This is a genomic window from Campylobacter sp. W0066.2 (genome assembly GCF_024723515.1).
GTDB lineage: Bacteria > Campylobacterota > Campylobacteria > Campylobacterales > Campylobacteraceae > Campylobacter_D.
The window spans coordinates 1-11510 of sequence record NZ_JANQCV010000020.1; the positions used below are offsets into that span (position 1 = coordinate 1).

An 11510-nucleotide genomic window follows, 5' to 3' on the forward strand; every position below is an offset into this window, starting at 1 on the left:
AACCATTAGGATTAGCTGGATCATAAGTATAAGAACTAACTACACATTCTCTCATAGCTTTTTGTATTTCTTCTTGGGATAATTTTTCCATAGTGTTTTCCTTTTTTTATTATTTAATTTTACTAAGCAATTACAATATTTTAATTAAAATTTGATAAGGTGCACTTCTTTGGACTTTTTTCATAAGAATCTATAATATTACCACTCAAATTGATGATTACTTATCTTTTTATTCTTTAATCTGTATAAAAAATTCTAATTACATTTTATAATCTAATTATAATATAAATATTTTATAAAAATAGATAAATATTTAAGACTTTACATTATTTAAAGTTATAATTATCTAAGTATTTATTACAATAAACAATAATAAAATATAATAGACTAGAAATAAGTTACTTTTTAAGAAACAACTTATTATAAATTTATATTTTTTGCATAAATCTATAATAAAATAAGGTTGAAATTTGAAATGGAATATTACCGCTAAAGATTTGGAGAATTTTTGTAATACAAATCCTAGAAGAGCTCAAGAACTACTACCAAATCTTACTTATAGACTAATTAAGGCAAGTGTAGAATTAGAACAATTTTATCTTCCCAAAGGAAACAGTATTAGCAACCCTGGATATGATGGATTTATAAAAACCAAAGATCGTCATAGAATAATCCCCATTGGAAAATCTATTTGGGAATTTGGTACAGATCAAAAGATTGGCTCAAAAGCAGAAAAAGACTATAAAAAACGGCTACATAATTCAGACCCAGATATTACTTTTATATTTGGCACTTTTAGAGCATGGACAAAAAAAGATATTTTTTGTAAAAAATATACAGATGAACATAAATGGAAAGAAGTTAAAGCACTAAATTCTGTTGACTATGAATCTTGGCTAGAAGACTATCCAAGTATTGCTCTACATTTAGCACAAGAAATCGGTAAGTTACCACCACAAAACATTAAACTTATTTCAGCAAGGTTAGAAGATTGGAGAAAGCAAACACAAGTCGAACTAAAAGATGAGTTGGTTTTGTGTAATAGAGAAAACGAACAATTTGCATTTATAAATTCTCTTAAAAATAAAAATGGGCTTATAAATATTATTACGCCTGTAGAATCAGAGGGATTAATTTTTTCTTTAAGTATAATAGAAAAAAATACCGATTATACAGATAGAACCCTAATTATTCAATCACAAGATGTTTGGGATAACATTGTGGAAGTTTATAACGGATTGATTTTATTTTATGAGGGATTTGAGCCAAATAATATTGGATATGCCACAAGCAAACATCTTGTAGTTCGCATTTCAAGAAATAACAAAGAAATAACAAAAGAACACAATGATATATATCTTACCAAGCAAGATAAAACACAAGTTTTAGAAAAAATGGGATTTTCAATATTGGAGGCAAATAAAATTAATAAAGATACTTTTGGAAATCTCGATTTTATAGCCATACATCCAAAATTAAAACCCATTGACAACAATATCCTGATTAAACTTGAAAAAATAATAAAAAATGATTTACACTCATATCTTCCCTTATTTTTAGCTGGTTCTTGGGATACTTCGTACAAAGGAGATGTGAATTTTTTAGAAGCAATTTCTGAAAAAAAATATATAGATTTAAAAAAACATATTGAAAATATAAAAAATACTAATCTCTTGGAAATAGCAGGTTTACACTATCATAAAATTCTTTTGAAAAAATTAATCATAAATTATTTTTATAATTACACAATTGATGATTTATTTCTAGAAAATATAAAAAATGTTTTTTTGGAAAAAGATAAAACATTCAAAGAAAAACAAGCGTTTATTTCCAATTTTACTTTTACACATTCACGTTTTTTACGAAAAGAACTTGCTGATACTTTGGTTATTCTTGCCGTGGATAATCCAAATAATCAACATAAAATAGATAAAACAATAGAAGATATTATTGATAAAAATAATATAGTAGAGTCTATTTTTAACTTAAAAGATGTTTTAGGTTTATTAGCAGAAGCTAGTCCAAGAGGAATTATTAACCAATTTAAACTTTTGGTAAAAAATAAAAAAGAGCGAGAATTATTAAAGCGGTTTTTTGAAAAAGATACTTTTTTGTTTGATGATTCGCAATATCTTTTTTACACACTTAAAATTATTGCTTGGGATCATAATTATTTTACAGAAGTTGTAAAAGTGCTATTTGAATTAGAAAAAAATGATTTTTGCAAGAAAGAATGCTTAATCACACTTCAAACTTTATTTGCCGGATGGATTCATAATACCAATACTCCGCATAATAAAAGAATTGCTTTGCTAGAAAATTTTTATACAAACAATAGTGAAGTTATATGGAATATACTTTGTGGAATCCTGCCGTCGAACTATGAAGTACAAATAGGACATTCATATCCTAAACACCGTAATTGGCACAATGGATTTGAATTTAATTCCAAAAATATTTCAAATGAATATTCAGAATACATAGAAGCAGCAACTCAACTTATATTGAAAAATACCAATAATCTTGAAAAAAGTTTTTATTGCATATCCATATTAACAAAAATTAACACTAAATATCAATCGGATTTTGTGGATAAATTAGAAACCTTTTTAAAAAATGCGAATAACAAAAAGAAATTTGAAATCAAACAGAAAATTACTGAGCAAATTGAAAATATTAAAAATTATAATTGGCCGGTATCCCGTGAGTGTATAACTAAAATGCAAAAGCTTGTGGAAAGTATTTGTTTTAACAATCCACTTTATGAAAATCTACATCTTTTTCAATATCATGGAAAAGAGAATTCAGAGCACTTGCACACTCAACGTTTACAAGCAATAAAAAATATATGTCAGCAAGCAGGGGTAAGATATATATTTATTTTAATTAGAGAATCAAGTTCTATAGTATGTGGAAAAATTGGTGAAATTATATATGAAATTAATTATTTGAAATTTGAGTCTACAATGTTTAAATGGCTTGTTTCTAATACAAAAAATAAACAATTATGCGCAAGAGGCTTCTTTTTACGTAATATTGATAAGATTTTACAAGACAATATTAAACTAAAATCTATCACAGCACAACAAAGAATAGAGTTATTTAAAATTAGCAAACCCGACAATACAAAATTAAAAATTTTAAAAGAACAAAATCTCGATGAACAAAAACATTATTGGGAAAATTTTACTATATATGTTGAACAAGATTCTAATTTAATTTCCTCAATTTTTTATACATTATTATCTTTTAATATGCCAGAAAAGGCTTTGTTATTTTTAGGAGTCTCATTATCAATGTGGATTTCTTTTGATAAAATAAAAATCAACATAGAAGATATAACTAATGCAATGTTGCAAGTTGATCCAAAAAAATGTAATGGAGATGAAGAAAGATATTACTATGGAGAAATAATCAAAAAATTACAAGAAGTAGATTTAAACCTATTTATTATGTTTAACATAGAATGGAAATTTTTACAGCTAAGAAATTTTAATTGCATATTTTCTTTAAGATATATGCTTCAAAATCCACACTCATTTATCGATTTGATTTTTCCAAATAATAATGATATGCAAAAACTTGATAGCAAATCAAAAAAAGCTTACGGGGAAAATCTCTTTTATTTTTTAAAATTTTTTTCTTTTTTAAATCCAATAACAAATCAGCCTATATTGAATACAGATGAAATGAAAAAATGGATTGAAGAGGTAATTAACTATGCCACCAAAACACAACCAGATGATAAGATTTTATATTTGAAATATATTATAGGAGATTTACTTTGGCAATTTATTAACAGTCACGAAGCCACTTCGTTATCATCAAAAATTCTGAAAATTATTGATGAGTATCTTGAGGATTCTCAAATTAAAGATGGATTTATTCAAGAAGGATTGGGACTTCCGAAAATAACATGTGAAAAAATAGACGAAAGAGGTGAAAAAGAAAAACAAGAAGCAGAAAAGTATAATAAATATGCAATATTTTTTCGTGATAATTTTTTTATCAATCTTTTCGAATGTTTCTTGAAAAAGTCTAATCAATGCACAAGAAAAGCCATTTTTGAAGATGAATATAAAAAAATTATACAGCTTGCATAAAAATTAATCTATCCTTTATTGTTTTTTATATAATCTATCTATGCAATTATTTTTTTCTTATTATTCAAATAGAATTAGTAGCTTTTATCAAGAAAGTTTTCGATAGATTAATTTTGTACAAGTTTATTGAATTTATATAAATTTACGAATTTTAGAATATTTTTTTAGTTTTTTACAATTTTGATTAGATTATGAGTTGATAGGTTGAACTATTCTAGCTATAAGCATTAGTATATATAATCCATTTTTTTCCTATATCAAACTCCCCTTGATTTGTTAATTCACAAGCAGTCATTGCAATAATTTTATTTTTATAAGCTTTATCTATTGTTCGTTTTTCACTATCTTCTAATTCTTCAAGCATTCTCCAAACAGCAAAATCAATAACCTTAAACCAACTATTATTTTTAATTTCTTTTGCTTTGTAAAAATTAAGCATTTTTTTTAGCAACAATTACAGCGTACCAAGAAATAATTTTATAATAATCAATATCCAAAAGTCTTTGTTTATGAGTTTCTAAATACTTGTATACATTGCTGCCTATAATCACTAGGAATCGATACACCCTTTTTTTTGCACAAACATTATGAAATTCAAGCATCATACCAGCAATAGCTTTTTGTTATATTCAGTATTCGCCACTTCTTTAATTTTACTAATATTATCAGCCATTTAAAATGCTCTCAATGTTTTTTTCAATATCACTAAAATCTTCTTCTTCTATTTTTTTCAAAATTTTCTCTTGTCTTTCTAGTGATTTTTTATCTTGATCAAACAACCCAACAAAATAATCAAGCGTAACCTTATTGTAATGATTATCAGTGTAACCTTCATTGATTCTGTCATTACCATTAAAAACTTTATCAAAGGCATTATCCACTTCTCTTTTTATTTCGAAACGATTTTCTATGATTACTCCTTTGGTATTTTAAAAAGTTTTACTATGGAGTATTTTTAAATAGCCTAATTCTTCCATCATATATTTTTCAAACCCTTCAATATCTAACTATTATGATATAAATAATTTAATGTATAGTTGAGAAATTTATTTTTAAAATATTTTATAAAAGAACCAATAAACTATATAAAGAGTATATACTATAAAATTGCAAAACTATTAATATTAACTACTTTTTATTTGTTATTATTTTTTTCTTGCTTTTGCCATAAAAACTGAGAAGCTACAACTCCAATTGAAGTAACAAATCCTACAAAACTTAACCAAGGATATTTAAGATACGCGAGGGCAAAACCAAATATAAATCCTATTAAAATTATTATAAAAGCAAATATCTGTCCTTTTTTTACATATTTAATTTGCTCTGGAGCTAGATTTCTCATAACTTCTTGATTTTTACTATCTTCATTAATTAGTTTTCTTTCAATATCTATAATATGATCTGTTTGTTTTTCCATTAAAGCAATACATTTTTCTTGCATTTCTTTTGATAGTCTAGGCAAACAATCAAAAGAAGAATTAACATTAATGAAAGTATTATTTTGCTGATTAAGAGTAATATTATTTTTGTTTTGTGATTTTTTTGATTTCGGTTTTATATTGTTCATTGCTACCTTTTCTTAATTCTTCTGACTTTTTGTAAAAATTATCCACCATTGTCTTTCTATCTTTTAATGATATAGCATTAAGAATATCTGCATTAAACATATTTGTAAAGCCAAATAAAAAAGCATTTATGTTTGACATTTGCCTTACCCCTTTCTTGCTATAAAATAGCACTAACTCACAACAAGTAAATTATGTTATTTGTTATACACAATTTTTTATAAATGTTTTAACAATTGTCAAGTAAAAATCAGGATTTAACTTACCAATATTAATTTTAAAGTTAAAATTAACAAATTAAATTATAAAACAGAATAAATACTAATATATCAATATTTAATGCTTATAAAAAAGACTTTATAAAGGACTTTTGTGGGATATATAAAGCACCTTTAGGGGCGAAATAAAGCACTTTTTTGATATATTTTAAGCAAAAAATAACAAAAAAAGAAAAAATGGACTTTATAAAGGACATTTAGGAGATATATAAAGGACTTTTATGTGTAAAAATACGCTTAAAAAGCACTTGAAATAAACTTTATAAAGGACAAAAATGTAAAATATAAAAACCCTTGCAAAATACTATAAAATAGGCATTTAAAAGCATTAAAAAACTTGATTTTTATTGTGAATTTTGGTATAATTTTATTAATATAGGTATTTTATTTATAAGCAAAAATGAAATACTAAAACTCTTATATGGCTTCTCTACTAACACAAATATATGCAAAGTCTTTATCGGGATAAGCTTTTCTTACACTTCCATCATAGGGTCCATTGGATATAAAAGAAAAGGAACATAATCAGTAAGTTTCATTTTACTTCTTTTGTTAATAATATCAGAATTTGCTGTATCTATAAATTTTTCTTTATCAAGGTTACTTCTTGGTTTTAAACCATTTCTAATCATACTTTCTAAATTTTCTAATGGTGTTAGATGATATAAAAGCTTCCCATCTTTAATATTTACTCTTTTAATTTTTTCCGGTATATTATTCACATTTAACCTTTTAACCCTCCTTATTTTCTGATATTGTATCCAAAAGATATAAAAAAGAAATGCAAAATTTCATTTTAGTAGATTACTCATTCTATATTATTTATCATAAACACTAAATAATAACCAAACAATAATCGCCAGATAATTCAAAAATTATTTTATATTTTAATTTATTTAATTAATATAGATAATAAAATAGTAAGCTCAATAAGCACTCAATTATATTAACATGTATATTCTTTGTTATACAAAATATAAATTAATAGAAACTATAAGTATCAATTTTTACTACTACTGCAAATTTTATAATATCTTATATATTATATTTTAACCAAATTTCTATTGATGATATTCAACTCTTCTTCAATAATTTTTAACACTTTTTCCTTTAAATCATTAAATAAAATTTGAATTTCTAAATCATCTAAATTACTCAATACCCAAGACACAAGTCTATCCATATCATCTTTTTTAAGTGCTAATAAATGCTTTATTTCTATTTTTTTAGGCAAGGTAAAATCTGATATTATGTCTATAAAATCTTGTTTATTTTTTGGAGTGTTTTCTATTTTATTAATATACAAAATAAAATAATATAGAAGAACTAACATTCTTTCTCCATTTCCATTCCAAGCTTCTGAAAATTTCTGAATAAAAGTTTTTCCTTTTACTGTCCTAACAAGAGAAGTTATTTTTTTAATTCTTAAATTTTTTAAAATTTCTTGCATAGATTCTTCATAGCCTAGCTCCAAACACAATCTATTGATATGTTTTTTGCATTCATTTTCTTTATAATCTTGCGCTCCAAATATTAATTCATCTGAACTAAATCCAAATTTCTTACACAATATTTCAATAATATCTATACTAGGTTTTGAGGCATTTGTTTCCCAAAGACTAATGGTTGATTGTTGTACATTTAAAATTTCAGCTAAGTCTTTTTGCGTAATATTATTTTCTTTTCTAAGAGATTTTAGATTTTCTCCAAACATCAGCACTCCTTTTAAATATTACAAAATTATAACATAAAAATTAAAAAATAATGTATAATATCAAAAAAAAATATAAGGATAAAAATGGAATTTGAAAAATATATTGTAAAATCAATAGATTTTCAAACTTTAAATCCTCAGGAATGGTTTATCAAAAATTTAATACCCAAGCGTTCTTTGGGTGTTCTATATGGCTCTAGTGGTTCTGGAAAAACACTAATAGCCATTTATTTAATAAAAAATATATTAAAAGATCATAATATTAAAATTTCATATATCAATGCGGACATGGATCTTTTAAATTTAAAAAATTATGGTATTGATGAATTAAAGAATAATTTTAAAGAAAAATTCGAATGCTTAAATATAGTTGGATGTGACAATAAATATCAAATCTATAAGGATTATCTAGAAAGTTTTTCAAAAACTAACTTGAATAATATTTTTATAGTCGATTCTTTTAACTCTATTTATCCAAAAATAGGTAATTTGCTAAATTTAAATGTTCTATATAAAATAGAACAAAAACTTAGAAGCAGAGGAGCTACATTTTTATTTATACATCATACAAACAAAAAGGGAATTTTTGGCGATTCTCAACAAATAGTAGATTATGCTGATTATACTTTTCAATGTTTTTCAAATTTAGAAAAAAAATCTATTTTATTGGTACCAAAGAAATCAAGCAGATATGAATCATTAAAAGACAAAGCTTTTCTCTTTGATGGATTAAAAATTATTGGAACAACAGAAGTCGAAGAGATGATATTGAGTGAATTTGAAAGTAAATTTATTGATTTGGTTTTTGAAATTTTAAAAATAGGAACTATAAAACAAAATGAACTAATAGATATTGTTTATAGAGATAGAAGAACCCGTTTTGGAAAAAATAGAATTAGAATTCTATTACAAAAGCATGCTAAAAATCCTAATGGAAAATGGTGTATGAAACAAGAACCTTGTGACAATAATTCTATTTATTACTATCTTAGAAAAAATAAAAATGAGGAAAAATAATGGATATGGATAATATAGTAATTTGCAAAGCTAGTGATCTTGAAGATATTTTTAAAAAGATTTTAAAAGAAAATGAATTAATCAAGAATAAAACTGATGAAAATTTAAATGTACAACAGGCTTCAAATTATTTAAAAATAAGCACTTCAAAACTTTACAAGGATTGTAATTTAGGAAAAGTTCCTTTTTGTAAAATTGGTAAAAAACTTGTTTTTAAAAAAGATGATCTTGATGAATATTTAAAACTTAATAGCTCTAAAAATAGTTTAAAATTTTAATCACACTTAACTAAAAAACCGAAAAACCTAAAAAACCATTGTAAATTAGTGTTTTTCAGTTTTAAAATTACTAAAAATAGCATTTAGAGTATTATTAATAGTTTCATTTTTAATATTTGCATATCTTTTTGTAACTCCTATGCTTGAATGCCCTAATGTTTCTCCAATAGCTTCTAAAGATATACCCATATTAATACCTATATATCCTATTAAATGTCTTAAGTCATGTAATCTAATAGGAGTTTTTAATTTTTGATTTATTTTATCCCAATGCCATCTTATATCTTTATAGGGGTTTCCATCTTCTTTAATAAAAATATATCCTTTATTTTTTACTCCAATGCTTTTTAAAGCTTCTATTTGTAAAGAACTTAATGGAAATTGTAAGTTTTTCCTTGATTTGTTTTGGCTTGAAGGTAAAAAATAAATTTTATTAGCAAAGTCAATATTGTCCCATTTTAATGTAAGAACTTCACTTTTTCTTCTTCCATGTAAAAGAAATATAAACATAGCTCTTATCATTAAATTTTCATAATTTATAATAGCTTTATAAAGAGCATTTCTATCCTCATCATCAATAGTAAAATATCTTTTGTTATCAAATTTTTGTATCTCTATTTCTCTTGCTATATTTTTTTCTATATAATCATTTTTAATAGCAAATTCAAATACTGGAGAAAGTATATCTTTTATTGTTTTTGTTGTTCTTGGAGATTTGCCTTGATCAATCATTTTATTGACAATATTTTGCATATCTTTTAATTTGACTTGTTTTATTTTGATGTTTCCTATAACATCTTTTATATGTGCATTATATGAAAATATGGTTACCTCGTAATGTTTTTTAGAAATAGTATTTTTTCGCATACTAATCCATTCTTCAAACACTTCATTTAGTTTAGGTTCTTTAACTTTAAATTTCTTTGCAAATTTTCCATTAATTCTTTGCAAGGCAATTAACTCACAATTCTTTTTAAGGGTCTGGGTGTTATTTAAAATAGGAAATATCTCATAGCTTGATTTTTTTCCTTCATAATATCTTATAGCTAATTCGTATGGTATAGTTAATCTTCTTTGTAATTCTACTAAGCTAATTTCTTTTATATCCTCTAATTTCTTATCTTTGTCTATAAAATATATACCCTTATATTCTTTTATTTTTACTAGATTTTTCAAGATATTCCTTTTTTGCTTTTAATTTACGCAGAAAATTTTATTATTTTTTACATAATATAAAATTAAAAATATACTAAAAATAGTATCTCAAATGGATTTTAGTGGTAGCGGTTTTTTTCTCAAAATGGTATAAAATAATACTATTTTTAAGATAAACTTAAACAATAAAACGCCTATTTTTCAATACTTTGATAAAAAATGATAACAAAACGCATTAGGCTTAGGATCTGGTGCAGCAATGCGTGAAGGTTCAAGTCCTTTCATCCGCACCACTACTTTAAAATCCTTTTAAGCATTTAAAGTTTTACAATTCATCTTAATCGTATTTATAACAATAAGTTAAATTTATAATATTATAAAATTAGGAAGATGTCATGATAAATACATATCAAGTTAAAATTATCGAAAATTTTTGCAAGGATAAATTTAAAAAAAGATACAAGAGCAAAAGATTTTTTTCATACCTTTTTGGCTCAAAATTTAGAAATTTATACCAATATAGAAGATCAAAAGTATGCCAAAGATACAATATTAATATATAAAATTTTTGATATATGTATTATATGTATAAAAGATGGAGTCTCGGTAAGTCAAGAGTATTGTCAATTTAAAAAAGGTGTGATAGATCATATAGTTGTATATACTGATGAAAACATGAATGATGGTAAAATATCGCAACTATTAAGAGGTAGTTCTACATTAAAAATAGATAAATCAAATTGTTATGATAATCCAGATATTAAAGTTGTGTTTTCAGAAAAAGGCTTTTTGCTTCAGGCTAGATTTAATAATTGTGAAAGTAAATTTAACGATATAATGACTATGCTTGCGCTTTCTTTGGCTTATCGTGAGAAAATGGAGTATTATTTGAATTTAATTCAAGCATTATAGATAAAGAAAATTATCATGATGTTATTGATATTAAAAAAGATTTTTATGTTTTTAATCTAAAGTATTTTTTTAGTAATCCAGTGCATTATAACTATCAACAAAAACATGCAATATGGAAAATTATATTTCAATATTATAATATTTTAGAGCAACATCAAGAACTTAAAATCCAGACAGAAAATCTTGTTGATATTTTACATATTGAACAAAATCAAGAAGAAGATAAAAAGGAAAAAATAAAAGAGAATAAAAGAAAAAAAATTGAAATGATTTTTTTAATTATCGGTGGTTTTGTTACTTTAGCTTCGTTGGTTAGTGCATACAAAGACGCTATGGAACTATTTGGTTAAAACCATATATTATTTTGGCAGAACAAGCGTTTTAACTTTATAGTTAAATATGCTTTATGCAAAAATTTAAAAGCCTTACTAAAATTTTGGAGTTTTTTATCCTCTTACATCTCCTATTCTGTATTCCTTCTATTATTT

The 11510-nt window shown here is 24.2% G+C and carries 12 protein-coding genes; 5 read left to right on the forward strand and 7 right to left on the reverse strand.

Features of this window, described 5'->3' with window-relative positions:
* Nucleotides 1–470: 470 nt before the first annotated feature.
* A complete protein-coding gene (locus CAMP18498_RS07510) occupies nt 471–4103 on the forward strand; it encodes a hypothetical protein (RefSeq protein ID WP_337198220.1) in 3633 nt (1210 codons plus the stop codon).
* A gap of 214 nt (nt 4104–4317) precedes the next feature.
* On the opposite strand, the gene CAMP18498_RS07515 is transcribed toward CAMP18498_RS07510, so the two are convergent.
* The 6 genes from CAMP18498_RS07515 to CAMP18498_RS07540 all read right to left on the reverse strand — a co-directional run bounded on the left by CAMP18498_RS07515 (nt 4318) and on the right by CAMP18498_RS07540 (nt 7660).
* The gene (locus tag CAMP18498_RS07515) at nt 4318–4542 is read right to left on the reverse strand and encodes a hypothetical protein (protein WP_263683086.1); all 225 of its coding nucleotides are present in this window, start codon (nt 4540–4542) and stop codon (nt 4318–4320) included.
* 226 nt (nt 4543–4768) lie between these two features.
* Nucleotides 4769–4984, reverse strand: a complete 216-nt coding sequence (locus CAMP18498_RS07520; protein ID WP_263683084.1) for a hypothetical protein — start codon at nt 4982–4984, stop codon at nt 4769–4771.
* A 254-nt stretch (nt 4985–5238) separates the two neighbouring features.
* On the reverse strand, nt 5239–5670 hold the full coding sequence (locus tag CAMP18498_RS07525; protein ID WP_263667829.1) for a hypothetical protein: 432 nt from the start codon (nt 5668–5670) through the stop codon (nt 5239–5241).
* A complete protein-coding gene (locus CAMP18498_RS07530; protein WP_263683082.1) occupies nt 5624–5809 on the reverse strand; it encodes a hypothetical protein in 186 nt (61 codons plus the stop codon). Before CAMP18498_RS07530 ends, CAMP18498_RS07525 begins: the two co-directional genes overlap by 47 nt.
* 613 nt (nt 5810–6422) lie before the next feature.
* On the reverse strand, nt 6423–6668 hold the full coding sequence (locus tag CAMP18498_RS07535; RefSeq protein WP_263683080.1) for a DUF4433 domain-containing protein: 246 nt from the start codon (nt 6666–6668) through the stop codon (nt 6423–6425).
* Between the two features lie 320 nt (nt 6669–6988).
* Nucleotides 6989–7660, reverse strand: a complete 672-nt coding sequence (locus CAMP18498_RS07540) for a helix-turn-helix domain-containing protein (RefSeq protein ID WP_220568124.1) — start codon at nt 7658–7660, stop codon at nt 6989–6991.
* 84 nt (nt 7661–7744) lie between these two features.
* Here CAMP18498_RS07540 and CAMP18498_RS07545 point away from each other — a divergent pair, with 84 nt between their 5' ends.
* Together CAMP18498_RS07545 and CAMP18498_RS07550 are read left to right on the forward strand one after the other, a co-directional pair.
* Entirely contained in the window at nt 7745–8677 is a 933-nt protein-coding gene (locus CAMP18498_RS07545; protein WP_263662151.1) for an AAA family ATPase, read from the forward strand.
* Nucleotides 8677–8955 carry a helix-turn-helix domain-containing protein gene (locus tag CAMP18498_RS07550; protein ID WP_167333027.1) on the forward strand — a complete coding sequence of 93 codons (279 nt, stop codon included), beginning with the start codon at nt 8677–8679 and terminating at the stop codon, nt 8953–8955. Before CAMP18498_RS07545 ends, CAMP18498_RS07550 begins: the two co-directional genes overlap by 1 nt.
* Before the next feature lie 45 nt (nt 8956–9000).
* On the opposite strand, the gene CAMP18498_RS07555 is transcribed toward CAMP18498_RS07550, so the two are convergent.
* A complete protein-coding gene (locus CAMP18498_RS07555; protein WP_220568126.1) occupies nt 9001–10131 on the reverse strand; it encodes a tyrosine-type recombinase/integrase in 1131 nt (376 codons plus the stop codon).
* Nucleotides 10132–10599: 468 nt separating this feature from the next.
* On the opposite strand from CAMP18498_RS07555, the gene CAMP18498_RS07560 reads away from it, so the two are divergent.
* Together CAMP18498_RS07560 and CAMP18498_RS07565 are read left to right on the forward strand one after the other, a co-directional pair.
* Nucleotides 10600–11022 carry a hypothetical protein gene (locus CAMP18498_RS07560; RefSeq protein WP_337198221.1) on the forward strand — a complete coding sequence of 141 codons (423 nt, stop codon included), beginning with the start codon at nt 10600–10602 and terminating at the stop codon, nt 11020–11022.
* A gap of 80 nt (nt 11023–11102) precedes the next feature.
* Nucleotides 11103–11372 (forward strand): hypothetical protein, encoded by a 270-nt coding sequence (locus CAMP18498_RS07565; protein ID WP_337198222.1) that lies wholly within the window; start codon nt 11103–11105, stop codon nt 11370–11372.
* Nucleotides 11373–11510: the final 138 nt, after the last annotated feature.

Bases quoted from the DNA above. Each gene is read 5' to 3' on its own strand.
- CAMP18498_RS07530 (WP_263683082.1), bottom strand. From the start codon at position 5,809: ATGTCAAACATAAATGCTTTTTTATTTGGCTTTACAAATATGTTTAAT.
- CAMP18498_RS07545 (WP_263662151.1), top strand. From the start codon at position 7,745: ATGGAATTTGAAAAATATATTGTAAAATCAATAGATTTTCAAACTTTA.
- CAMP18498_RS07515 (WP_263683086.1), bottom strand. From the start codon at position 4,542: ATGCTTAATTTTTACAAAGCAAAAGAAATTAAAAATAATAGTTGGTTT.
- CAMP18498_RS07525 (WP_263667829.1), bottom strand. From the start codon at position 5,670: ATGAACAATATAAAACCGAAATCAAAAAAATCACAAAACAAAAATAAT.
- CAMP18498_RS07550 (WP_167333027.1), top strand. From the start codon at position 8,677: ATGGATATGGATAATATAGTAATTTGCAAAGCTAGTGATCTTGAAGAT.
- CAMP18498_RS07540 (WP_220568124.1), bottom strand. From the start codon at position 7,660: ATGTTTGGAGAAAATCTAAAATCTCTTAGAAAAGAAAATAATATTACG.